Source organism: Pseudooctadecabacter jejudonensis, from assembly GCF_900172275.1.
Taxonomy (GTDB): domain Bacteria; phylum Pseudomonadota; class Alphaproteobacteria; order Rhodobacterales; family Rhodobacteraceae; genus Octadecabacter; species Octadecabacter jejudonensis.
Genome location: NZ_FWFT01000001.1, coordinates 476,434 through 501,139 on the forward strand (window position 1 = coordinate 476,434; position 24,706 = coordinate 501,139).

Consider the following 24,706-nt stretch of genomic DNA (forward strand, 5'->3'; position numbering starts at 1 on the left):
GGGTTTTCTCCTATGGCATACGGGCAAGAATGGCACGCGCGGCGCGCAGCCCGGGTGCATCCCCCCCCTGCCCCAAACGCTCCATCGTCAGGTTAAGGGCCGCCAACTGATCCTCAGGGGCAGCCATCACACCTTTAAGCGCACGGGCAATGGGGCCAGCTTCACAGTTTTGGCCGATAAATTCAGGGACAATGCGGGTTTCACTGACCAGATTCACCAAGGTGACCGTATCGGTCAGCAACATTCGGCTGATGATCTGACGGCTGAGCCAATTCATATCATAGGCGATCACCATCGGAGTGCGGGCAAAGGCCAATTCAAGCGAGACGGTGCCAGAGGCAGCCAAGGCCAAGTCACCTGCCGCCATCGCCACCAACCGGTCACGCGCGGCATGTTCAGGTGTCTCCCCGTCGCCTGAGACAACCACGCCATAGGCGGCCCCCTTCAGGACAGGCGCGAACATCGCCTCAACGGTGTCACGCAGATGGGTCAACGTGGGAATGACGATCTGAACCTCGCCCAGGTCCGCCTGAGCAATCGCATCGCTAAAACGTGCGCTCAGCCGTTCAACCTCCCCCCGTCGTGAGCCGGGCAAGACCACAAGCGTCCCCCGATCTTCGGTCAGCCCAACCTTGGTGCGAAAAGCGGCCAATTCATCTGGCGTTATCGCAGGCTCGGCCGTGACAGGGTGACCCACGAAATCACAGTCCATGCCGGCCTCTTGCATATACGGCGGCTCAAACGGGAACAGCGCCAGCACATGGTCAATCACCTGCGCCATTTTGGCAGCACGCCCCGCGCGCCAGGCCCAAACGGTGGGGGCCACATAATGCACCGTTCGGATGTCTGACGCCGCTTTCACCAGCCGCGCGACACGCAGACAAAAATCCGGGCTATCGATGGTGATCAGGACGTCCGGCTTGGCCGCGATCACCGCCTCTGCGGTTTCGCGAATGCGTCGTTTCAGGTGCCGGTACTTGGGCAGAATTTCTGCGATCCCCATCAAGGACAGCTCTTGCATGGGGAAAAGACTGCGCAGGCCCTGCCCCTCCATCAAGGGGCCGCCGATGCCATCAAAGTGGACCTGCATCACCTCAGCGCGCATTCCCGCCATCACTGCTGCGCCCAACTTGTCGCCCGACGGCTCACCGGCGATCACGAAGGCCTTCATGGGCTGACCCAAAGATACAGACCCGCCGCATTGAGCGTCGCAATCACCGCTGGCGCATCGACGATCATCACGCCGCCCTCTTGAATGACGATCCCTGCAAGCCCCGCCTCCCGCGCGCGTGCGGCGGTTGAAGGGCCAATCGTTGGCATATCGACGCGCAGGTCCTGATCGGGTTTGGGCCCTTTGAACAAGAACCCGCCAACAGCCTCAGTCTGGGGGGCATGCCCATCGCGCCCAGACAGCCAATCCGCAGCCCCGCCCAGAAGGTCAGATGCCGTGTCCATAACGGTCGAGAACGGGTCGCTGGTCTGATGGGGGGCCTGATGGGGGGCCTCATGGGGTGCGGGGCGGTCCGCGCAGAAGTCTTGCAGCAACGCATCCGTCCCTCGTGCATCTTCGCGGGCGATCACGTGACCTTTGTTCACGATCATGGCTTGCCCCAGATCTGCCTGCCCCATTTCAGCCAGGGCCCGCGTTGCCACGGACACATCCACCGTCAAATCCGGCGGCAGGGTTTGGGTGAGAACACCCGCTGCTGGCAACAGCTGCGGGGCGATTTGGTGGGCGCCGACAACGGTCATGCCGCGCTCCTCAAACAGGGCAACAATCGCCCGCAACGTCCCATCATCGCCCTGCGCCATGGCGGCCACGAGCGTTTCAATCAAAGGGGCTGTGGCGGCATCCACCGCCGTGGGATCAATGTTGGGGCGCTGCATGGCGCCGACCATGCAAACCTCGGTCACATCCAACGCCTGAAGGCGGTTTAGGAAGGTGCCCAATGTCTCGATCCGGAACGGCACGCGCATGTACTCGCCTGTCACGCCGGACGCAAATCCAGACATTTCGCAAACGATGGGCGGGCGACCTTGGGCGTCCAGCGCGCGCGCCACAATCGGGGGCACGCCGCCCGTGCCCGCAATCAACGCGACCGTCATCGCGGCGTCAGGAATTGGCGATCACTGTCGCCCAGGATGAAATCGACCATCTGGCTGACGTAGGCGCTGTCGGTCTCATCCCCCAACCGGCGGGCGCGTTCCATAAACGATCCTTCCCCGTCTTTGAGCGTTTGAAACGCCACGCGCAGTGCCGTGATATCCGCACGGGCCACGCCGCGCCGTTTCAAGCCAACAAGGTTCAGACCGTCCAACTCCCCCCGTGGGCCTTGCACGAGGCCGTAGGGAATGACGTCATTCGTGACCATGGACAGCGCGCCGATGATCGCCCCGCGTCCAATGCGCACAAACTGGTGGATGCCGCACAGACCGCCGATAATCACGTCGTCCTCGATCACACAGTGTCCTGCCACTGCGGATTGGTTCACGATAATCACGCGGTTGCCCACTTGGGCGTCATGGGCCACGTGGGATCCAGCCAAAAAGAACCCATCGTCACCGACACGCGTCACACCGCCACCGCCTTGGGTGCCGGTGTTCATCGTCACATGTTCACGAATGCGGTTGCGCGCCCCGATGATCAACTGCGCCGCTTCGCCCTTGAATTTGACGTCCTGGGGCACTTCACCCAGCACACAGAACGGGTAGACAACCGTCTCTTCGCCGATGGTGGTATGGCCTGTCACCACCACATGGGATTTCAACTCAACCCGGTCCGCCAGCCGGACCTGAGAGCCCACAACGCAGAACGGGCCAACCGTGACATCCGCCCCGATCTGGGCCCCGTCTTCGACAATGGCGGAGGGGTGAATGGACATGGGTCAGCCCTGCAGATCCATCATGGCGGTAAATTCGCCTTCGGCCGCCATCTCGCCGTCAACGGTGGCCACACCTTTGAATTTCCAGACCTTGCCGCCGGGCTTGCCACGGGTGGTTTCCACGCGCATCTCAAGCACATCACCGGGCACCACCTTACGGCGGAATTTGCAGCCATCGATGCCCATGAAATAGATCAACATGTTCTTGTCCATCAGCCCCATGGTGGTGCCCACCATAACAGCCGCCGTCTGGGCCATCGCCTCAATGATGGTCACACCAGGCATGATCGGCGTGCCTGGGAAGTGTCCCTGAAAATGGGGCTCATTCATGGTGACGTTCTTGATGCCCACAGCGGACGCGGTGCCATCAATATCAACGACCTTGTCGACCAGCAAAAACGGATAGCGGTGCGGGATAATCCGCTGGATCAATTGGATATCGGCGGTGGTGATGGGGTCAGACATGAAAGCTCCGTTCGATCAGGGCCACCATGTAACCCTTTTTGTGTTCTGACGGGCCTAGCAAGCCCGCAGCGGTTGGGCAAGTGCGGGCGCATTTTGCAGGTCCCCTCACCGCCGCCGATCACTGGCCCGTGTCAGGCAAATCCGCACCATCGCCCAACGTCTCGTTGATCCGCGCAATGGCCGCATCTGTGATGTCCACGCTGGGCAGCCACAAAAGGGCAGACCGACGTTCCACCAACACCGTCGCAGAATTTTCGATCAGCAGCTGTTCCAGGATCGGGCGGCTTGCTTCAAGAAACTGGGTACGGGCCTCGCCCAGACTGGCCTCCAACGCATCGACCTTGGCGTCTTGCGCGCGCCGGATCGCGCGGGCCTTTTCGTCAAAGGCCTCCGCCTCTTGTCGAAACACGTCCGGTGCCATGGTTGAGCGCTGCGCGGCCAGATCCAACTCTTCCTCACGCAGGGCTTCGGCCAGACGGCGCTGCTCTGCGGCCAAAGCCTCCCCCGCGGACCGGTAATCATCGATGACCCGTTGCCCAAACAGCGATTGACCGAACAGCCGATCAAAATCAATCACCAGAAGTGAGGATTGCGCCGAGGACACGACCGGTGCGCCCCCCTGCACCTGAACCTGTCCCTGCACCAAAACGGGCGCGGCCCCTTCGTCCTGCGCCACAGCCCCAAGGGCCGCGACACAGGCGCATGTGGTCACCGCAACGCGTCTCAGGCGCATCAGAACGACGTCGAAATCGTCACGTCAAAGTTCTTGGTTCGGTCGTTGGGCTGCACGTCCAACGGCTCTGTGAAGTTAAAGCGCAATGGACCAATTGGCGTGTCCCAAAAGATAGAGACACCGGCAATCGCGCGGGGGGTGAAATCATCGTATTCGATATCCATGCTGTCGATCCCCGTTTCCCAGACCGACCCGTAATCAAGGAACACGCCGCCGGAAATGCCGTATTCTTCGGGCAGGCCCAGCGGGAATTCCGCCTCAAGCCGTGCGACCGCAAAGGCATTCCCGCCCAAGGCGTCGCCGGTGTTGATGTCACGCGGACCAATGCCTGAGGGCTCAAAACCGCGGAACGTCCGGCTGCCCAAGAAATACCGGTCCGTGATCCGGCTGTTGCCGTCTTGATAGGACAGATAGCCGCCTTCCAGCGTGGCCCGCAAAACGACTTCTTCGTTCAGCACCCGGGTCTGTGCGGTGATCTCAGCGGAGGTTTCGATGTACGTCGCATCGCCCGTCCCGAACTCTTGCCCAAAGCGGAACAGCACACCCGCATTTGGGTTCAGACCGGTGCGACGGGTGTCATAGCTATAGCTGTAGCCCAAGGCATTCGTGCCCACAGCGCCTTCGTCTGCTTGAATGAAAGGCGATGCAGTGTCAGCGACGTCTTGGATGTCCGTATAGTCATACGAATAAAACAGCGTCAAACGTCCGTTTTCAGACACAGGAAACCCGATGCGAGGGCGGAACTGGCCGCTTTCCGTGTCGAATTGTGCGTTCTGATTGTCCGTCGTCGAATAGCCAAGATCCAGACCGAACGACAGATCGCGGCCCAGCAAACGCGGCTCCGTAAAGCTGAAATCAAGACTGCGGCTTTCAGCGCCGGCCTGCAAATCAAAGCTCAGCGCCTGACCACGGCCCAGGAAATTACGCTGGTTGAACCGCGCCAAAAGGCTGAACCCATTGTCTGTTGAGAAGTTGCCCCCAAACGAAAGGGACCCTGTCGGCGCCTCGGTCACGTCCACATCAATCACAACCTGATCGGGGCTGGACCCCTCACGGGCGTCCACATCGGCGTTGCCAAAAAAGCCCAGCGACCGAATGCGTTCCGCGCTTTCGCGGATTTGGCGCGGGTTGAACGGATCCCCTTCGACCACATCAAACCGGGATCGGATCACGCGATCCAGCGTTGTGTTGTTGCCTTCGATGTCGATGCGTTCCACGAAAATTCGTGGACCATTTACAAGGGCGAATTCCACGTCCAACGTCAGGGTCCGGTCATTGCGCGTCACGCGCGGATCGACGCGAACAAAATTCAGCCCCTGCTGCAGGGCCACCCGTTCGAGGCGCGCGATGTCCTGATCAATCAGCGACGGCGAATAGGTGACGCCTGTGCGCAAGCGCAACGCATCTTCAAACACCTGCGGATCGGCGCCCGTCACTTCGGATGTGACAGACACGTTGCCAAATTCGAATTTCTGGCCTTCCTGCACGTTGAATGTGATCAGATAGGCGTCGCGTTCGCGTGTCAGCGACACATCGACGTTTTGAACCTGAAAATCCACGTAGCCGCGCGACTGATAGAAATCGGTCAGCACCTGCTGGTCAAAGGCCACGCGGTCCGCAATGAAGGTATCGCGCCCGATGAGGGCGCGCAAAAGACCCGCCTGTTTGGTTTCCAGAACACGGCGCAAACGGCGTTCGCCGAAGGACCGGTTGCCTACAAAGCTGATGCGTTCCACTTCCGTCAGGCCGCCTTCGAAGACTTCGAACACCAGATCGACGCGGTTGTCGGACCGTTCAATGATGCGCGGGGTGACGGTGGCGTTGACGCGGCCTTGGTCTGCGTAAACTTGGGTGATCGCTGCGGTGTCCGCCTCTGCCTGCGCGGGGCTGTAAACGCGGCGCGGCTGGCTGCGGATCACGGCGCCCAATTCGGCGTCGCGTACACGGCTGTTGCCTTCAAAGGTGATGCGGTTGACCGTTGGGAATTCTTCGACCTGAATGACAAGAGTGCCGCCACGGGGCACGACGTTGACGTTTTCAAAAAGCCCCGTCTGACGGATCGTCTGGGCGGCATCATTCACCTGGCCCGCTGTCACCGTCTCCCCCCGGCCAAAGCCAAGGTAGGTCAGGATCGTTGCGGTCTCGATCCGTTGATTGCCTTCAACCACCACATTCGAAAAGGTGAAATTTTGCGCATGGGCAGCAGGTGCCCCCAGCGTCACGCCCCCAAGCCCGACAAGGGCGACTACGGCCCCCATTCGAACCTGTGTTGCACCCCAGTTCACAGCCCGTGCGATCTTTTTCATTTTTTCATGCTCGTTTCGACATCCCAAGTGCCATTGGTCTACCCGTGGGGCGCAGGGTTGTCAAAAACTCAAAACGCGCCGCCACAGTCTCTCTGCAGGGCGCGCTGAAATTTGCTTACGAAGGGGTGCGGCGTCAGTTCAGTTGAACGGACCCGATCCATGCCCCAAGGCACAAAGCAATGCCGATTGTTGCAAGGTACAACAGACGATCCCAATTCAGGTTCACCAGTAGGGAAACACCCCGATATCCTGCTGTCAGCGTCTGCATTACTTAATCCTCACTCTCGTTATCAAACCCGTTTGCCCGTCAAATGTGTCAACATCTGGGCAGGGTTTGGGTAACTTACGGGCAGAAGATCAGATCGTTGAAAATCGCAAACAACATCAGGGTGCCAATCACCGCCAGCCCCATCGCCATAAAAATGTTCAGCGCCTTATCGCTGGGCATTTTGCCCGTCACGGCCTCATAGGCGTGAAAGACCAGATGCCCGCCGTCCAGAATCGGGATGGGGAACAGGTTCAACAGGCCCACGGCGGTGGACAGGACGGCGATAAAGCTGATGAAGCTCATCGCGCCTTGTGCGGCCAACGAACCTGATGTTTCGGCGATGCCCACAGGTCCGCTCAGGTTGCAGGTGTTGATGTTGCCGATGATCATCTGTTTGAGACCATTGAGGGACTGCTTGATGATGAACCACACCTGCTGGATCGCAAGGCGCAGCGCCTCGCCAAAGCCCACGGCGGTGGTGGCGGGCTCAAAGAACAACCCGCCATTGCCGATCCCCAACTTGGGTTCATCGCGCATCGATCCATCGGGTTGCGGCAGGGCGACCAGACGCGGCGTCAGGGTTTCGACAAACGTCTCCCCCTCGCGCCAGATCTCAAGCTCAATCGGGTTGGCGCCGATGGCCTCAACCACGTCGACCATATCCCCGAACTGATAGATCGGGGTGTCATTCATGCGCACGATCACGTCGCCGATCTTTAGCCCTGCGTCATCCGCCGCAGACCGAGGGGTCAGCGATTGCACCAAAGCTGGCTGTGGCTGCGGGCCAAGCACTGTGATGCGGTCCCCGTCACGGTCCACCAGATAGCTGACAGAGGGTTGCGACGGCAGATCGGCCACAGCGGCGGCGAACCCCTCGGGGTAATTCAGGGCCGTGCCCTCAACGCGCAGCACACGGTCACCGGGCTGCAACTCTTGCGTGATTGTCTGAGGGAAATCAGGCACCTGCGACACGGTCAGCGGCGATAACGGCTGGCCTTGGGCCAGCAAAACGCCCGCGAAAACGATAAACGACAGGATGAAGTTGAAGATCGGCCCCGCCGCGACAGTGGCAGACCGCGCCCAAAGCGGCGCACCCAACATGGTGTCACGCGCATAACGCGCCTGGGTCAAGGCATCCTCATCGCCCGAAATCGCGGGCCTCGCGGGATCATCGGCCACAGGCATGGATGCCGCATTGGCGTCACCCTTGAATTTCACATAACCGCCAAAGGGCAAGGCCGCGATTTGCCAGACTGTGCCACGGCGGTCTGTGCGCGCAAAAATCACCTTACCGAAGCCAATGGAAAAGACATCCGCATGGATGCCGCACCACCGGCCCACGATGTAATGGCCGTATTCGTGGATCGCCACGATGATCGACAGGGCAATCACAAAGAACACCAATGTGAAGGCCAAATTCCCAAAAGACGGGATCAAATTCGTGAGAAAATCCAAGGCTTAACCCTTTATCGAGGCAACATCATTCGTCGTCAGCGCACGCGCCATCGCGTCCGCCTCTTGCACGCTATCTAGGGTGATCGTGGCATTTTGCAGCCCCTCGCGGGACAACATCACGTCAACGCAGGACGCAACCTTGCGCGCCATATCCGTAAAGCTGCACCGTCCGGCGATAAAATCATCCAGCGCCTGTTCTTTAGACGCATTGAACACAGCACCGGTCAGCCCGCCTGCCTGCATCACCGTGCGCGCGATGTCCAAGGCGGGGTAGCGCACCGGATCAGGCGCGCGGAAATTCAGCTGGCCGATTTGTGCCAGATCCAGACGGTCCACCGGAAGGTGGCGACGGTCCGGCCAATGCAGGGCAAACCCGATGGCATGGCGCATGTCGTGCGGACCTACATGGGCCATGATCGCGCCGTCGTTGAACCCTACCATGGCATGGATCAGACTTTCGGGATGGACAATCGCCTCAATCTTGTCAGGGCCGACGCCAAAAAACTCTTTGGTTTCAATCAGCTCCATCGCTTTGTTGAACATGGACGCACTGTCGATGGTGATGCGCTGACCCATATCCCAATTCGGATGGCTTGAGGCCTCGGCCACGGTCACATGGTCCAAGTCGTCCAAGGGCCGATCGCGGAAGGCCCCGCCGCTTGCGGTAATGATGATCCGTTCCACCGCGTCCATGTCTTCGCCAATCAAGGCCTGAAAAACGGCGGAATGTTCGCTGTCCACGGGCAGGATGGTGGCCCCATGACGCGCGGCCTCGGCCATCAGAAGCGGCCCCGCACAGACCAGCGATTCCTTGTTGGCCAGCGCCAGGGTCGTTCCGTGCTTCAGCGCCTCGATCCCGGGGGCCAGGCCGGCCGCCCCCACAATCGCAGACATGACCCAATCGGCAGGGCGGGCTGCGGCCTCGATCAAGGCGCCCTCGCCCGCTGCGGCTTCAACCCCGCTGCCCGACAATGCCGCACGCAGATCAGCCAACCGCGCGGGATCGGATGTCACCGCCACATCTGCGTTGAATTCAATGGCGTCACGGGCCAACTGCGCAATGTTGCTGGCCCCCGTCAGCGCCACCACATCATAGGCGTCCGGCGCACGGCGCACCAAATCCAGCGTGTTCTGCCCGATCGAGCCTGTCGCCCCAAAAACGGTGATCCGCCTCAATGTGCCACCCTCAAAACGCGACACCGGGCACGTTGAACAGGCTGGCCACCGCCAGCATGAACAACGACGCCCCAAGCAAGGCATCAAAGCGATCAAACAGCCCGCCATGCCCCGGAATAAGGGCCGAGCTGTCTTTGACACCCTGCCTGCGTTTCAGCGCGCTTTCCGCGATGTCGCCCATCTGTCCGGCAAAGCTGATCACGACAGACAAAACAACGATCGACCATCCGGCATTCGTCATCTGCATGAACAAAATGCCCACAAGCGCGGCCCCGATCCAGCCGCCGATCGTGCCACTCCATGTCTTTTTGGGGCTGATCGCAGGCCAGAACTTCGGCCCGCCCAAGGATTTACCTGCAAAATATCCCGCAATGTCCGTCACGACCACGATGCTCACCAACCAGATCAGCCACGTAAACCCGTAATCAATGCGAAAATGCACAAGCCCATAGCCTGCAATTTGAATGGCCAGCGCGAAGATAAAGAACGTGATGCGTTCGCGGTCCAGAACCACCGCGCCAATGATGGGAACCGCCAAAAACAATGCGTAGAAGTTGTTCGACTGCGTGCCCCCAAAGACCTGCGCCGACAGGATCGACGCCACGGCCGCGGCCAACAACATGCCCGATGTGGGCGACGCCCCGCGGATCATGATCCAACATTCCCAAACCATCACGGCAGTGACAAAAACCGCCAGCATCTGAAACCACACGCCACCGGCCAAAATGGCGGCAACCCCAATGGCGGCCATTACGGCACCTGACGCCACGCGAACCTTCAGGTCGTCCCAATTGCCGCCCTTCGTCTCCAGCGCCACGAACTTAGACCTTTACCGCGCCAAACCGGCGGTCCCGCGTTTGGAAACCGGCCAGCACGTCCGCAAACACCTGACGCGTGAAATCAGGCCAAAGCGTCTCGATAAATTCGTATTCCGCATAGGCCGACTGCCACAAAAGAAAATTCGAAATCCGCGCTTCTCCACTGGTACGTATGACCAGATCAGGATCAGGCAGAAAGTAAGTGTCGAGGTATTTGGGCAGCGTTTCGTCGCCCACGTCCTTGGGCGCCAATTTGCCCGCAGCAACATCTTGGGCCAGGCGTTTCGTCGCGCGGGCCACCTCATCGCGGCCACCGTAATTGATTGCGACGGTCAGATGCACGCGATCATTGTCGGCGGTCATCAGCTCAAGCTCATCCATCAGGCGGACGAGTTTGTCGTCCAGCCGCACGCGGTCCCCGATGAACCGCACACGCACGCCATTGGCCATCAAATCGCGCGCCTCACGTTGGATGTAGCGCCGAAACAGCTTCATCAGACCGGCCACTTCGGCCTGTGTCCGTTTCCAGTTTTCCGTCGAGAAGGCAAAAATCGTGAGGTATTTCACCCCCTCATCGGGGCAGGCCTCAACAATCTCCCGCACCCGTTTGGCGCCGGCATGGTGGCCCATCAGACGGGGGCGCCCGCGCATCTGCGCCCAACGGCCATTGCCATCCATGATGATGGCGACATGATTTGGCCCGTTATGTGTTCCCTCGGCCATGGTGGCCCCCGCTCGTCTATGCCCGCTTGGGCCATTCTTCACGCCGGACATCCGGGGCTGGCGCCCTTTGATCCGGCGAAAGGTCCACTGGACCTTTCTTTAATGCCGGACATCCGGGGCTGGCGCCCTTTGATCCGGCGAAAGGTCCACTGGACCTTTCTTTTATGCCGGACATCCGGGGCTGACGCCCTTTGATCCGGCGAAAGGTCCACTGGACCTTTCTTTAATGCCGGATCAAACCTGCATGATTTCTTCTTGCTTGGTCTCAAGCGCGTCATCAACACGTTTGATGTAGGTGTTGGTAAGGTCCTGCACCTCGCCCTCCCACAGCTTTTGGTCGTCTTCGGAAATCCCGTCAGCCTTGGCTTTCTTGATCTGGTCCATCCCGTCGCGGCGCACGTTGCGGATCGACACCCGCGCGTTTTCCGCGTAGGTGCCCGCAACCTTGCCCAGCTCACGACGGCGTTCTTCGTTCAGTTCAGGAATGGGCAGCATGATGATCGTGCCATTCAGCTGCGGGTTGATCCCCAGCCCGCTTTCACGGATCGCCTTCTCAACTTTGCCCACAAGGCCCTTGTCCCAGACATTCACCGTCACCATCCGAGGCTCCGGCACGTTGACGGTGCCCACTTGGTTGATCGGCGTCATGGATCCATAGGCGTCCACCATCACGGGCTCCAACATCGAAGCGGAGGCCCGGCCGGTGCGCAAAGACGCAAATTCCGTGCGCAGATTGGCAATCGCCCCATCCATACGGCGGGTCAGGTCATCGGTGTCTAGCATAAAGTCGTCGGACATGGTCTGTGCTCTCTTATTCGGCTTTGGCCCCCGTATATCGTCAATATGCGGGGTTTGTATAGAAGTGGTGTTCAGGAGATGTGCAGACCTTCGCTAAAATGGCCAAAGATCAACTTGCGGGGGGCGCAACACAAAATCAGGGCACAAAACATCGCCAAGATTGAAGCCTGCCGCGAACAACGCACAGGCCGCCAGACCAAGTGTCAGATAGGCCTTGTCCGTCACGGCTGTCGCTTGGATCAAAACGATCCCGATCACAATCAAGGCGACACTCACCATCGAATTGCTGAACGCAAAACAGTCTACAACAAAACCGGATCGATCCCGTGTGCGCACTTCGATCTGGCTGAATGTCACGCCGCCCAAAATCAAAAGCCAGCCGAAAATCAGCCAGCCTTGCCGCCCGATCAATCGCGCACTGTCGTTGACGTGCCCGACCCGTCCAGAATGCCACGGAACCCGCCCTCATCATCCAGGCTGAACACCACAATCGGCAGGGAGTTTTCCCGCGCCAAAGCAATGGCGCTGGCGTCCATCACGCCCAGATGCTGGGCCAACACCTCATCATAGGTGATCGTGTCGTAGCGCGTGGCATCGTTATGTTTGGCGGGATCCTTGTCATAGACGCCGTCCACTTTGGTGCCTTTGAAGATCGCCTCACATGCCATTTCAGAGGCCCGAAGCGTGGCCGCCGTATCGGTCGTGAAATAGGGGTTGCCCGTTCCGGCGGCAAAAATGCAAATACGTTTCTTTTCAAGGTGACGCACGGCACGACGGCGAATGTAGGGCTCGGCCACCTCGTTCATGGTGATCGCGGAAATCACGCGGGTGTGGATGCCAAGCCCTTCCAATGCAGATTGCATCGCCAGCGCGTTCATGACCGTGGCCAGCATGCCCATATAATCGGCCGTGGTGCGCTCCATCCCCTGGGCGCTGCCCGACAGGCCGCGAAAAATGTTGCCGCCGCCGATGACCATGCAAATTTCAACCCCCATCTCGTGGACGGTTTGCACCTCTTTGGCGATCCTTTCCACCGTGGGGGGATGCAGGCCAAACCCCTGATCGCCCATCAACGCCTCGCCTGAAATCTTCAACATGACCCTGTTGTATTTGGTCGTTTCGTTGCCCGTTCCGGTGTCAGACATGCGTGCCCCTCGGCTGTTGCTTTCTATTCGGGCCAAAATGTCGCAAAAGCCCCACAGGCGCAATGGGACTTCGCATGATTGACCTTTCCGAAATTGAAGCTGACAAGCCCGTGCTGATCTTTGGACCGACCGCTTCGGGCAAGTCAGGACTGGCCTTGCACATCGCAAAGGCCCAAGGGGGTGTGATCCTCAATGCCGATACGCTCCAAGCCTATGAAGGCTGGCCCATCCTAACAGCGCAGCCCCCTGCGGAAGACCTGGCCCAAGCGCCCCATCATTTGTACGGCCACCTGACCTTTGACGCGCCGACCTCTGTGGGCGATTGGCTGCGCGATGTCGCCCCGTTTTTGGCGGACCACGCCGCGGGCGGGCCGCGCCCCATCATCGTTGGGGGCACGGGGCTGTATTTTACGGCGCTGACCGAAGGGCTGGCCGATATCCCGCCCACACCGGACGGCGTGCGCGCCCGCGCCAACGCCATCCCCCTGCCCGATCTGATTGCCGATCTGGACGCAGACACCGCCGCCCACATCGATCTGGCAAACCGCGCCCGCGTGCAGCGCGCGTGGGAGGTTCAATCAGCCACCGGCCAGTCCATCCGACACTGGCAGGCCCAGACCCCGCCTGCCCTCTTGCCGCTCAAGGCCTGCACCCCGCTGGCTCTGCTGCCCGATGTGGACTGGCTGGGCGATCGGATCACCCGACGTTTTGACCAGATGATGGACATGGGGGCGGCCGAAGAGGCCCGCGCAATGCTGCCCCGCTGGGACCCCAAAGCCCCGTCGTCCAAAGCCATCGGTGCGGCTGAGATGATCGAATTTGTGCAAGGCCGCCGCGATGCCGATTCGCTGAAATCCGCCGTCGTGGTCGCCACACGCCAGTACGCCAAACGCCAGCGCACTTGGTTAAGGTCCCGTATGAAGCGGTGGCGGCAGTTGGCCCTACCAGATGTGGCGGACAACAGATTGTCCACATAAGCGGCGTTGATTTGTTGGGGTTGGGCGGCAATCCTTGTCCTAATCCAACCTGACGAAAGCCGCCCGCCCATGTTTGCAGATCCCCAAGACCGTCTCTCTCTGACGGCCATCGCCCAGAATGCAGCCCACGGCAAATGGCGCACCGAAGCCATGCGGTCCCATCAGACACCGCGTCTGATCTTCGTGGCCAAGGGTCAGGGCCGGATCACCGTGGCGGGGCTGACGCGCGGGTTCGGCGCTAACAACCTGATCTTTTTGCCGCCCAAAACCATGTACGGGTTTGAATGCGGCCCCACCGTGTATGGACAGATGTTGACCATCCCGCAGGCCATGGCCAGCGAATGGCCACTTGAACCTGTCCACTTGCGCCTGCGCGACGTGGTGGCCCAAAAAGACCTTGCCGTGCATCTGGACGCCCTGGAGAGGGAGCTGAAATCGACCCAACCCGGATCGGACCGCGCGGCACATTATCAGCTGGGCCTGCTGGCGATCTATTTTGAACGACAGCTTGATGCGCACGAAGACGATGGGCCCGACACGCGGCACGAAACCGCCTCTGCACGACTGGTGGCGGCCTACACGGACCTGATTGAACACCATTTTCGCGAAAGTCGCGGTGTGTCGGACTATGCGGCCATGTTGGGCGTAACGCCCACGCATCTGACACGGTGCTGCAAACAAACCAGCGGCAAATCCGCGCTCGACCTTCTAAAGGACCGTGTTTTGTTTGAGGCCCGTTTGATGCTGCGCGACAGTTCATTGCCCGTGCGGCAGGTCGCTGATGATCTCGGCTTTGGGTCGGCCGCTTATTTCACCCGTGCGTTTCAGGCGAAAACAGGTCAGACACCGACCAGTTTCCGCAAAAAGGGGCCGCTTTCCGTAGCGTAAGCCGGAAATCTTCGCAAATTCATGCCGCATCGCAGCAATTCCAGCTTTCGGGTTGCATGTCGCAGACAGGACATGCGAACGTCGCAAACGTGATCTAATATGCCGATTGCAACCGTTGACGGCAGCGCAAAAAGCCTGCCCAATGCGAAACCGGAGGGGAGTGTCCGTGACAACCGCGCGTCAGCGCATCGTCCCAAGCTGCCCGACCGACAAAAAACAAAAACGTGTATCAGGGAGAACACGCATGACAAAAAAAACACTGACAGGCGCGCCGCTGCACCCCGCAGTCGATGTGTACGTGAAAGACGTCGAGGCCGGCAAACTCAGCCGCCGCGAATTCATCACGCGCACAACGGCACTGGGCGTGACAGCGTCCGCCGCTTATGGGCTGATGGGCATGACCCAGCCTGCACAAGCAGCAGGCCACGCCCAGCAAGGCGGCACGATGCGCATGCAGATGGAAGTCCGCGCCCTCAAAGACCCACGCGCCTTTGACTGGACGCAGATGGCCTTTGTGACCGCTGGCTGGCTGGAATACCTCGTTGAGTACAACTCCGACGGTTCGTTTGAGCCAATGCTGCTGGAAAGCTGGGAAGTGAACGAAGACGCCACCGTCTACACGCTGAATGTCCGTCAGGGCGTCAAGTGGAACAACGGCGACGATTTCACCGCCGAAGACGTGGCACGCGTCATCACCGACTGGTGTGACAGCTCCGCCGAAGGCAACTCCATGGCCGGTCGGATGTCCGCGCTTGTAGATGCCGACAGCGGCATGGCCATCGAAGGTGGCATTGAGGTCACTGGGTCCCATCAGGTGACATTGAACCTGCCCAAGTCCGACATCACGCTGATCGCGGGCATGGCCGATTACCCAGCTGCGGTCTATCACAGCTCCATCGACCGTGAAGACCCAAGCCGCACACCCGTTGGCACCGGTCCTTACACGATCGAAAGCAACGAAGTCGGCGTCAAAGCCGTTCTCGTGCGCAACGAAGGCCACGACTGGTGGGGCTATGAGGCTGGCAAAGGCGCATTCCTCGACCGCATCGAATACATTGACTACGGCACAGACCCCTCTGCTTGGGTTGCCGCTGCAGCCGCGGACGAAGTGGACATGACCTATGAAACCGTTGGCGACTTCGTCGAAGTCTTCGAAGGCATCGGGTTTGAACGTTCCGAAGTGGCCTCTGCTGCGACGATCGTGATCCGTCCAAACCAGGAAGCCGAAGTGGACGGCATGAAGCCTTACGCAGACGTCCGCGTCCGCAAAGCGATCCAGATGGCTGTCGACAACGCTGTCTGTCTTGAGTTGGGCTACGCGGATCAGGGTATCCCTGCGCGCAACCAGCACGTGGGCCCAATGCACCCAGAATGGGCTGACGTCGCCAAAGTGGATTACGATCCCGCAGGTGCCATGGCCCTTCTGGAAGAAGCTGGCATGGCTGATTTCGAATTCGAAATCTTCTCCATCGACGACGACTGGCGCAAGAACACCACGGACGCCGTGGCGGCCCAGATGCGTGACGCTGGCATGAACGTGAAACGCACGATCATCCCCGGCTCCACCTTCTGGAACGACTGGACCGACTACTCCTTCTCGTCCACCAACTGGAACCACCGCCCACTGGGCACGCAGGTTCTGGGTCTGGCCTATCGCTCCGGCGAAGCCTGGAACGAGTTTGCGTACAACAACCCAGAGTTCGACGCCCTTCTGGACGAAGCCAACTCCATCGCGGACGCCGATGCGCGCTCCGAGGTGATGGCGAAGATCCAGCAGATCCTGACGGACGATGCTGTGACGATCCAGCCCTACTGGCGCACCGTGTATCGTCACGCCAAGCCAGGGTTTGTGGGCTGGGATATGCACATCGCGTATCTGCCACAGATCTACAAGATCGCTGTCGCAGCCTAATCGGCTGACACAGTTCGGGCCGCCCAGTTTGTGCTGGGCGGCCTTTTCATACGACCCACACCGATCGATTGCGGGGCCATGCACCCACGCAACATAGCCAACAGGGGCTTTTATGGGACTGTTCATACTGCGACGCCTTGGGGTGATGATCCTCACGGCGCTCTGCCTGACATTTATCGTGTTCTGGCTCACCAATCTTTATCCGAACCTCGAAAAGCTCGCCAAAACCCAAGGCAACTTTCGGATGTCGGACGAACAGGTCCAAACCTATCTGGGCAACCGTGGCTATACACAGTCCCTCCCCGTAAAGTACGGCCAATGGCTGGGCGTGTTGCCGGGCTACGTTATTGAGGGCACCGACGGAGAAACCCGCGCCCGGTGTGAGGCCAACGGCGCGCCCACCGAAGACACCGCCACCTTCTGTGGCATCCTGCAGGGCGAATGGGGGCAATCCACCGTCTTCAAGGACGACGTCAGCGAAATCGTCAGCACACGTCTGGGCCTGACCGGCAAGCTGATGTTCTGGGTCATGATGGTCATGGTGCCCGGCGCGCTGATCATTGGCGTTCTGGCCGGTATGCGCGAAGGGTCGCGCACGGATCGGTCGCTGTCTACTGTGTCGATCGTCTCCACCGCGACACCTGAATATGTATCTGGTGTGATCCTGATCGCAGTGTTCGCAACGCCTCTGTTCGGGATGCAGTATTTCAAAGGTACGGCCACATCCGCCATGGATGACGCCACCTTCAACAACTTCTTCTTGCCGGTGATCACCATCGCGCTTTACGGCATGGGCTACATTGCCCGTATGACCCGCGCGTCGATGACCGAAGTGATGACCGCGCAATACATCCGCACCGCCCGCCTCAAAGGCGTGAGCTTTCCAAATATCGTGATCAAGCACGCCCTACGCAATGCGCTCATCGCGCCATTCACTGTGATCATGTTGCAGTTCCCGTGGCTGCTGAACGGTGTGGTGATCGTCGAGACCCTGTTCAACTACAAGGGCTTCGGCTGGACGCTGGTACAGGCGGCCTCAAACAACGACATTGAACTGCTGCTTGGCGTCTCTGTTGTGTCTGTTTTCGTGGTTCTGGTCACACAGCTGATTTCTGACATCGGCTATGTGTTCCTCAACCCACGTATCCGTATTTCCTGATAGGAGCCTGAGCTATGGAAGAACTCACTTGGACAGGCTCAATGGGAGCCATTCTCGTCCCGCTGATCACCCTCACCGCAGCCGTGTTTCTGACAGGCGTGGTGGTCCAACTTGTCATGGGGGCCTTCGCGCCCGAGGTGAAATTGCAATCGAACCCCGATGGCACCCTTCAAGGCCGCGGCGGTCTTTTGGGCCGGTTGGAAAACTACACCGGTTGGCTGTTTATGCTGTTGGTCGCACTGATCGTGGCCTTCATCGTGATTGCATGGTTCATGCCTTACGGCGACGCAGGCATCCTGGGCGAAGTCTCAAAACGGTTCCTGCCCACATGGATTGCGTTGATCATCACCTTTGTTCTGTCGATCACCTTCAAACGTAGGCTGGGCCTTTACGGCAAGTTGTTTGACAGCACGATCGGCATGATCGGGTTTGGCCTTGTCATGTTCTGGGTGTTTACCTCCATTTTCGTGGGGCTGTTCGACATGATCGGCACCCACGATCCGCTGCAGCAAATCTCCGGCCTGAAGAACAAAACACCCGGTGTCGTGGTCCCCGAAGGCCAGGACGAGGGCTTCTTTCCGCACTACCTGCTGGGCGGCGACAACCTTGCGCGTGATATCTTTACACGGATGGTGCACGGGTCAGTCATCGTGATGGTCATTGCGCCGCTGGCGACGATCTTTGCCTTTATGGTGGGCATTACGCTGGGCCTGCCTGCGGGCTACTACGGTGGGCGGCTGGACACCGTGCTGTCGTTTCTGGCGAACCTGATCCTCGCCTTCCCGGTGATCTTGCTGTTCTACCTGCTGGTCACACCTGAGATCGTGGCGACAGGCCTGCCGAACTTCCTCGCGGCGTTCCTGTTTGTCTTCCCGTTGGTTTTCTTCGGCGTGCTGATCAACTCGCGCTACAAAAATCAGGCGGGCAAGAACGGGCTGTTGCTGGCCCTGGTTTTGGCCCCCTTGGCCGTTCTCTATTTCAGCACGATCAGCGACGCGGGCTCTCCGCTTTATATCTGGCCTGAGGCGCTGGACCTCTTCGATATCCCCGGGGGTATTCTGGTGGTCTTCGTGTCTGTGGTCTTTGTGAACTCCCCCACCGTGTTCCGCATCGTGCGCGGGCTGGCGCTGGACATCAAAACCCGCGACTACGTGGCCGCCGCCCAAACCCGTGGTGAGGGCCCGTGGTACATCATGCTGTGGGAAATTCTGCCCAACGCACGCGGGCCGCTGATTGTCGATTTCTGCCTGCGGATCGGCTACACCACGATCCTTTTGGGGACATTGGGCTTCTTCGGGCTGGGCCTGCCGCCCGAAAGCCCCGACTGGGGGTCCACGATCAACGAAGGCCGCAAACTGCTGCTGATCTTCGCCCACCCTGCCCTGCCACCGGCCATTGCGCTGTTGTCACTGGTGCTGGGCCTCAACCTGCTGGCCGACGGCCTGCGCGAAGAAAGCCTCAAGGATTAAGGGCGGGCAGAGTTTCATCGAAACTCTGCTGCCAAATTCTCCATGAGAATTTGCGCCCCAGAAAGGAACGTTATGAAAGATACCACATACGACGGCCCGATCCTTGAGATCGACAAACTCTCCATCAGCTTTTTCACGCGTCTGCGTGAAATCCCCGCCGTGATGGACTTCTCCGCCTCCATCATGCCCGGTGAGGCGCTGGGCATCGTGGGCGAAAGTGGCTGCGGCAAATCCACAGTGGCGCTGGGTGTCATGCAGGATTTGGGCGTCAACGGCCGCATCGTCGGCGGGTCGATCAAGTTCAAGGGCCAGGACCTGAACACAATGACCACGGAAGAGCTGCGCGACATCCGCGGCTCCCAAATCGCCATGATCTATCAGGAACCCATGGCGTCCCTGAACCCCGCCATGCGCATCGGCAAGCAGCTGATGGAAGTGCCGATGATCCACGAAGGCGTTTCCGAAAAGGAAGCCTATGAACGTGCGCTTGAGGTCGTCACCGACGTCAAACTCCCCGATCCCAAACGCATGCTCAATTCCTTCCCGCACCAGCTGTCTGGCGGCCAACAACAGCGCATCGTTATCGCCATGGCGTTGATGTCCAAACCCTCGCTGCTGATCCTCGATGAACCCACAACCGCCCTCGATGTGACAGTTGAGGCCGCCGTGGTCGAACTGGTCAAAGACCTCGGCAAAAAATACGGCACCTCGATGCTGTTCATCTCGCACAACCTCGGTCTGGTGCTGGAAACCTGCGACCGCATTTGCGTGATGTATTCCGGTGAGGCGGTGGAACGCGGCTCCATCGAAGATGTCTTTGACGAAATGCAGCACCCCTACACGCAGGCGCTGTTCCGCTCGATCCCTCTGCCGGGTGCCGACAAGAACGCACGACCCCTCGTGGCGATCCCCGGCAACTTCCCCCTGCCCCATGAACGCCCTCAGGGCTGCAACTTCGGCCCCCGCTGCGATTATTTCGAAGACGGCCTGTGCAATGAGGCCAAACCCATCCCGATGTATCCGGTCACAGGCAACGAACGGCACGAAACCCGCTGCCTGAAGTTTCAGGAAATCGACTGGAACGCCCCCATCGACGTGGGCCCGCAAACCGAAAAGCCGGAACCGGGCCGCGTTGTCCTCAAGATGGACAACCTCAAGAAATACTACGAGGTCGCGGCCTCTGCCCTCTTTGGGGGTGGCAACAAGAAGGTCGTCAAAGCCAACGAAACCTTGTCGTTTGAGGCCCGCGAGGCTGAAACGCTGGCCATTGTGGGCGAATCCGGCTGCGGCAAATCCACCTTTGCGAAGGTGCTGATGGGGTTGGAAACAGCCACAGACGGCCAGATCCTGCTGGACAATCAAAACATCGAAGGCACCCCGATTGAGGCCCGCGACACCAAAACCGTGTCCGACGTGCAGATGGTGTTCCAAAACCCCTTCGATACGCTGAACCCCTCCATGACCGTGGGCCGCCAGATCATCCGCGCGCTTGAAATCTTCAAGATCGGCAAAACCGACGAAGACCGCCGCCAACGGATGCTCGAACTGCTTGATCTGGTGAAACTGCCCCGCGCCTTCGCCGACCGGATGCCGCGTCAGCTGTCGGGGGGGCAAAAGCAACGTGTGGGCATCGCGCGGGCCTTTGCGGGTGACGCGCGGATCGTGGTGGCCGATGAACCTGTGTCCGCGTTGGACGTCTCGGTTCAGGCCGCCGTCACCGACTTGCTGATGGAAATTCAACGCGAACAGAAAACGACCCTGCTGTTCATCTCTCACGACCTGTCCATCGTGCGCTACCTCAGCGACCGCGTGATGGTCATGTATCTGGGCCATGTCGTGGAACTGGGCACTACCGAACAGGTCTTCGCTCCGCCCTATCATCCCTATACAGAAGCGTTGCTGTCCGCCGTGCCCATCGCAGACACCAGCGTGAAGAAAAAACACATCGTGCTGGACGGAGACATCCCCTCGGCCATGAACCCGCCCAGCGGCTGCCCGTTCCAAACACGCTGCCGCTGGAAGGACAAGGCGGGCAAGGAAAAGTGTGAAACCGAAGTGCCGCCCGTGCGCGTGCTGGCCGAAGGTCATCAGGTCAAATGTCACCTGCCCGATGCCGAACTGGCCAATATGGAACCGGTGATCGAAATCCCCGCCACCGCTGCTGAATAACCGCCCTCAGCAGCACACCGAACAGAGGCGGGGGCACACCATCCTCCGCTTCTTTGGGTCAAAAATACCTAAATCCTACGGCGACCTCGCCGAACAACGACGCAAATCAAACGCTTCAGTTGCCCCAGATCACGCGCACATAATTCTGCGTCTCGCGAAAGGGCGGCACCCCGCCGTGCTGCTGCACCGCACCGGGCCCCGCGTTATAGGCCGCCAAGGCCAAACGCCAGGACCCGAAGGTGTCGTATTGCTCGCGCAGATACCGCGCCCCACCTTCAAGGTTCTGCACGGGGTCATGGGGGTTCACACGCAAATACTGCGCGGTGGTCGGCATCAGCTGCGCCAAACCAAGCGCCCCGGCGGAGGACACGGCATTGGGATTCCACGCGCTTTCCTGCTGAACCAACCGCAAAAACAAATCTTCCGGCACATTGTTGCGACGCGCCGCAGCCTTTGCAACGTTCAGAAACTGCCCGCGATAGGTGCCCGTATATGCAGGCCCCGTGTTTACGGCTGACGGAATCTCCACCCGCGGCGGCTGAAGACGCACCGAATTGGCATATTGCGACGACGCACGCCCATCCAAAACATTGGTCTGCGACTGAAACAGAGACGTCCGGTTCCGCGTGGATACCGTATCCGCCACCACCGGCACCGATGTGGCAACCGTTGCCAACGCCGCGATTATCCCCAAGACACGCATGATCGCCCCCGTCCTCTTGCCGTATACATAGTCGGCTGGGGGTGACCTTTCCATAAAATTTTCGCAAAAGCCAACGCATCCCGCGCGGTCAGGGTTCCCTTACCCCCTTTGTGATGATGTAAACGAACCAAGCAATGACAAAGATTCGAAGGGGGCGCCGCTATGGCTGGATCACTGAACAAGGTTATGATTATCGGCAATCTGGGCCGTGATCCAGAAGTGCGCAGCTTTCAAAACGGCGGCAAGGTCTGCAACCTCCGCATCGCCACGTCCGAGACGTGGAAAGACAAAAACACCGGCGAACGCCGCGAGAAAACAGAATGGCACTCGGTTGCGATCTTCCAGGAAGGTCTTGTCCGCGTGGCCGAGCAGTACCTGCGCAAAGGGTCCAAGGTCTACATCGAAGGCAAGCTGCAAACCCGTAAATGGCAGGACCAATCAGGTCAGGACCGGTACTCCACCGAAGTGGTTCTTCAGGGGTATGACGGCGTCATGACAATGCTCGACGGCCGCGATGGCGGTGGCGGCGGCATGGGCGGCGGCGGTGGCGGCGGCTATATGTCCGATCAATCCGGCGGCGGATACGGCGGCGGCAACCAGGGCGGCGGCTATGACCAAGGCGGCGGCTACGGCGGCGGTGGCGGCAGCGACATGGATGACGAAATCCCGTTCTAAATTTATCTTTCTCAACATAAAAACGCCCGCCTTTCACCCAAGGTGGGCGTTTTTTGTTTGGCATGCGCGGTCGAATTCTTGGGGTCAAAAATACCTCTGCCAGAGGCCCCTAAAATTATATAATTTTAGGCCGGATCGGAGGGGCGCAGCCCCTTCGATCCAAAGTCAGACACGCGACCGGCGCGCGGACAAGGCATCGTCCAGAACCGACAACACAACATCGGCAGGAACGTCGCCTGTTACGAAGGCCTCGCCAATGCCGCGCGCCAGAATGAACCTCAGCTGGCCGTCGACGACCTTCTTGTCCTGCCCCATCAGCGCCAACAGGCCCGCCGCATCCGGCAATTCCCCCGCAATATCGGCAATATCCGTCTTCATCCCCATATCCTTGAGATGCGCACGCACGCGGCTTGGGGCCTCTTGCGCGCACAGCCCCAACCGCGCGGAGACCTCAAACGCCAGCGCGCAGCCGATCGCCACGCCTTCGCCATGCAACAACCGGTCCGAATAGCCCGTGGCAGCCTCCAACGCGTGACAGAACGTATGGCCCAGGTTCAACAAGGCGCGGTCGCCCTGCTCGGTCTCATCCCGCTCGACGATATCGGCCTTCATCTGCACCGACCGGGTAACAGCCCAAACCCGAGCGGCCAGCGGATCACTGGTTGAATCTTTCAAACCTGGTCCTGCGTCCTCCAGCCAGTCAAAGAAATCCTCGTCGCCCAACAATCCGTATTTCACGACCTCGCCGTAGCCGGACAGAAAATCCCGTTCGGTCAACGTGCCCAGCAAATCCACATCCGCCAAGACCAACGTCGGCTGATGAAACGCCCCGATCAGGTTTTTGCCACTGGGCGAATTGATCCCCGTCTTCCCCCCGACCGAGCTGTCGACCTGCGCCAACAAAGACGTGGGCAGCTGCACAAACCGCACCCCGCGCCGCACGGTCGCCGCAGCAAATCCCACCAGATCGCCAATGACCCCGCCCCCAAAGGCCACAACGACATCGCCGCGTTCCACCTTTTGCGCCAACAACCACTCAACGGTTTGTTCAAGAAACGGCCAGCTTTTCGTGGCCTCCCCCGCAGGCAGCACCAAGGCCTCGGACGCGATGCCCGCCGCCTCAAACCCCTGTTTCAGCGCGGCCAGATGCAATGCGGCCACGTTTTCCTCGGTCACAATGGACACCCGCGGCCTGCGCAAAAACGGCGTGATCCGTGTGCCGGCCTCTGCCAGCAATCCAGGCCCAATGACCACATCATAGGCCCGTCCGGGCAGGTTCACATGGACGGTTTCAATCATCACTCAGTCTCCAACACATCCGGACGCGTCAGCAAAACCTGAACAACTTCATCCGTCATCTCATCAATGGAAAAGGCTGGGTCTGCCTTGGCCTTCAGGTCCGCCAGCGCGTAGATCGGCGCGCGGGCGTCAAACAGGGCTGTCAACGTGGCCTTTGGATCCGGCGTGCGCAACAGCGGCCGTGTGTCCTTGTGGCGCACGCGCTCCCACAACAAATCAAGGTCCGCGTCCAATAACACGGCCACGCCGTTCTGGGATATGGCATCGCGGTTGCGCGCGGCCAGATAAGCGCCGCCGCCCGTCGACAACACGCACGGGGCGGCCATCAGCAACCGCGCGATGACCTCCGCCTCCCGGTCACGAAAGAACGCCTCACCGGACCGTTCGAAAATCTCGGCAATCGTGGCATTTGCCGCCGTTTCGATTTCTTCGTCAGAATCAACGTAGTCGACACCCAACCGCGCGGCCAGCGCCCGCCCGATGGCTGTTTTACCAGACCCCATCATGCCCACCAGAACCACCGTCCGGTGCAATCTGAACACCCTGTGCGGTGCGTCTGACGTGTCGCTGTCGGTCATCGAGACGGAGCCTTTCTATACAACCACGCCTGCCCTGCATCGGCTGTGCACCGCCAATGCGGAAAAAATCCCCAAACGGTGGCGTGATCTTGCCTGAAAGGACATATA

The 24,706-nt window shown here is 59.8% G+C and carries 24 protein-coding genes; 7 read left to right on the plus strand and 17 right to left on the minus strand.

The features are described 5' to 3' along the window. Window positions 1–10: 10 nt before the first annotated feature. The 14 genes from lpxB to pyrH form a co-directional block, all read right to left on the minus strand. Entirely contained in the window at window positions 11–1,171 is a 1,161-nt protein-coding gene (gene lpxB / locus PSJ8397_RS02275) for a lipid-A-disaccharide synthase (protein ID WP_085862927.1), read from the minus strand. Next, window positions 1,168–2,106 carry an LpxI family protein gene (locus PSJ8397_RS02280; protein WP_085862928.1) on the minus strand — a complete coding sequence of 313 codons (939 nt, stop codon included), beginning with the start codon at window positions 2,104–2,106 and terminating at the stop codon, window positions 1,168–1,170. Before PSJ8397_RS02280 ends, lpxB begins: the two co-directional genes overlap by 4 nt. After that, the gene (gene lpxA, locus PSJ8397_RS02285) at window positions 2,103–2,882 is read right to left on the minus strand and encodes an acyl-ACP--UDP-N-acetylglucosamine O-acyltransferase (RefSeq protein WP_085862929.1); all 780 of its coding nucleotides are present in this window, start codon (window positions 2,880–2,882) and stop codon (window positions 2,103–2,105) included. The genes PSJ8397_RS02280 and lpxA overlap by 4 nt, the downstream gene beginning before the upstream one ends. A 3-nt stretch (window positions 2,883–2,885) precedes the next feature. Continuing rightward, on the minus strand, window positions 2,886–3,347 hold the full coding sequence (fabZ, locus tag PSJ8397_RS02290; protein ID WP_085862930.1) for a 3-hydroxyacyl-ACP dehydratase FabZ: 462 nt from the start codon (window positions 3,345–3,347) through the stop codon (window positions 2,886–2,888). A gap of 118 nt (window positions 3,348–3,465) precedes the next feature. Next, window positions 3,466–4,080, minus strand: coding sequence for an OmpH family outer membrane protein (locus PSJ8397_RS02295; protein ID WP_085862931.1), 615 nt, complete (start codon window positions 4,078–4,080; stop codon window positions 3,466–3,468). Then, complete coding sequence (bamA, locus tag PSJ8397_RS02300) at window positions 4,080–6,386, minus strand: outer membrane protein assembly factor BamA (protein WP_085862932.1); 2,307 nt, start codon at window positions 6,384–6,386, stop codon at window positions 4,080–4,082. Before bamA ends, PSJ8397_RS02295 begins: the two co-directional genes overlap by 1 nt. Before the next feature lie 133 nt (window positions 6,387–6,519). Beyond that, window positions 6,520–6,654: a hypothetical protein gene (locus PSJ8397_RS17320; RefSeq protein WP_268794655.1), complete on the minus strand. Its 135-nt coding sequence runs from the start codon at window positions 6,652–6,654 to the stop codon at window positions 6,520–6,522. A 75-nt stretch (window positions 6,655–6,729) separates the two neighbouring features. After that, window positions 6,730–8,109: an RIP metalloprotease RseP gene (gene rseP, locus PSJ8397_RS02305; RefSeq protein ID WP_085862933.1), complete on the minus strand. Its 1,380-nt coding sequence runs from the start codon at window positions 8,107–8,109 to the stop codon at window positions 6,730–6,732. Window positions 8,110–8,112: 3 nt separating this feature from the next. Further along, window positions 8,113–9,285 (minus strand): 1-deoxy-D-xylulose-5-phosphate reductoisomerase, encoded by a 1,173-nt coding sequence (gene dxr / locus PSJ8397_RS02310; protein WP_085862934.1) that lies wholly within the window; start codon window positions 9,283–9,285, stop codon window positions 8,113–8,115. Between the two features lie 10 nt (window positions 9,286–9,295). Next, the gene (locus PSJ8397_RS02315; protein WP_085862935.1) at window positions 9,296–10,102 is read right to left on the minus strand and encodes a phosphatidate cytidylyltransferase; all 807 of its coding nucleotides are present in this window, start codon (window positions 10,100–10,102) and stop codon (window positions 9,296–9,298) included. A gap of 4 nt (window positions 10,103–10,106) precedes the next feature. Next, on the minus strand, window positions 10,107–10,826 hold the full coding sequence (uppS, locus tag PSJ8397_RS02320; RefSeq protein ID WP_085862936.1) for a polyprenyl diphosphate synthase: 720 nt from the start codon (window positions 10,824–10,826) through the stop codon (window positions 10,107–10,109). A 234-nt stretch (window positions 10,827–11,060) separates the two neighbouring features. Further along, a complete protein-coding gene (frr, locus tag PSJ8397_RS02325) occupies window positions 11,061–11,624 on the minus strand; it encodes a ribosome recycling factor (RefSeq protein ID WP_085862937.1) in 564 nt (187 codons plus the stop codon). A 93-nt stretch (window positions 11,625–11,717) separates the two neighbouring features. Continuing rightward, window positions 11,718–12,035, minus strand: a complete 318-nt coding sequence (locus PSJ8397_RS02330; protein WP_085862938.1) for a hypothetical protein — start codon at window positions 12,033–12,035, stop codon at window positions 11,718–11,720. Continuing rightward, window positions 12,032–12,769: a UMP kinase gene (gene pyrH / locus PSJ8397_RS02335; protein ID WP_085862939.1), complete on the minus strand. Its 738-nt coding sequence runs from the start codon at window positions 12,767–12,769 to the stop codon at window positions 12,032–12,034. The genes PSJ8397_RS02330 and pyrH overlap by 4 nt, the downstream gene beginning before the upstream one ends. Window positions 12,770–12,843: 74 nt before the next feature. Here pyrH and miaA point away from each other — a divergent pair, with 74 nt between their 5' ends. The 6 genes from miaA to PSJ8397_RS02365 all read left to right on the plus strand — a co-directional run bounded on the left by miaA (window position 12,844) and on the right by PSJ8397_RS02365 (window position 21,343). Further along, window positions 12,844–13,746 carry a tRNA (adenosine(37)-N6)-dimethylallyltransferase MiaA gene (gene miaA, locus PSJ8397_RS02340; RefSeq protein ID WP_085862940.1) on the plus strand — a complete coding sequence of 301 codons (903 nt, stop codon included), beginning with the start codon at window positions 12,844–12,846 and terminating at the stop codon, window positions 13,744–13,746. A gap of 69 nt (window positions 13,747–13,815) precedes the next feature. Then, entirely contained in the window at window positions 13,816–14,634 is an 819-nt protein-coding gene (locus PSJ8397_RS02345; RefSeq protein ID WP_085862941.1) for an AraC family transcriptional regulator, read from the plus strand. A gap of 244 nt (window positions 14,635–14,878) precedes the next feature. Continuing rightward, on the plus strand, window positions 14,879–16,546 hold the full coding sequence (locus PSJ8397_RS02350; protein WP_085862942.1) for an ABC transporter substrate-binding protein: 1,668 nt from the start codon (window positions 14,879–14,881) through the stop codon (window positions 16,544–16,546). Between the two features lie 112 nt (window positions 16,547–16,658). After that, window positions 16,659–17,705 (plus strand): ABC transporter permease, encoded by a 1,047-nt coding sequence (locus PSJ8397_RS02355; protein ID WP_085862943.1) that lies wholly within the window; start codon window positions 16,659–16,661, stop codon window positions 17,703–17,705. A 14-nt stretch (window positions 17,706–17,719) separates the two neighbouring features. After that, on the plus strand, window positions 17,720–19,174 hold the full coding sequence (locus PSJ8397_RS02360) for an ABC transporter permease (protein WP_085862944.1): 1,455 nt from the start codon (window positions 17,720–17,722) through the stop codon (window positions 19,172–19,174). Window positions 19,175–19,246: 72 nt separating this feature from the next. Next, entirely contained in the window at window positions 19,247–21,343 is a 2,097-nt protein-coding gene (locus PSJ8397_RS02365; RefSeq protein WP_085862945.1) for a dipeptide ABC transporter ATP-binding protein, read from the plus strand. Between the two features lie 115 nt (window positions 21,344–21,458). On the opposite strand, the gene PSJ8397_RS02370 is transcribed toward PSJ8397_RS02365, so the two are convergent. Beyond that, window positions 21,459–22,046, minus strand: a complete 588-nt coding sequence (locus tag PSJ8397_RS02370; RefSeq protein WP_085862946.1) for a lytic transglycosylase domain-containing protein — start codon at window positions 22,044–22,046, stop codon at window positions 21,459–21,461. 162 nt (window positions 22,047–22,208) lie between these two features. On the opposite strand from PSJ8397_RS02370, the gene ssb reads away from it, so the two are divergent. Beyond that, window positions 22,209–22,721 (plus strand): single-stranded DNA-binding protein, encoded by a 513-nt coding sequence (gene ssb, locus PSJ8397_RS02375; RefSeq protein ID WP_085862947.1) that lies wholly within the window; start codon window positions 22,209–22,211, stop codon window positions 22,719–22,721. Window positions 22,722–22,886: 165 nt separating this feature from the next. Here the strand turns inward: ssb and aroB are convergent, their stop codons facing one another. Both aroB and PSJ8397_RS02385 read right to left on the minus strand, forming a co-directional pair. After that, complete coding sequence (gene aroB, locus PSJ8397_RS02380; RefSeq protein WP_085862948.1) at window positions 22,887–24,020, minus strand: 3-dehydroquinate synthase; 1,134 nt, start codon at window positions 24,018–24,020, stop codon at window positions 22,887–22,889. After that, window positions 24,020–24,598 (minus strand): shikimate kinase, encoded by a 579-nt coding sequence (locus PSJ8397_RS02385; RefSeq protein WP_085862949.1) that lies wholly within the window; start codon window positions 24,596–24,598, stop codon window positions 24,020–24,022. Before PSJ8397_RS02385 ends, aroB begins: the two co-directional genes overlap by 1 nt. Window positions 24,599–24,706: the final 108 nt, after the last annotated feature.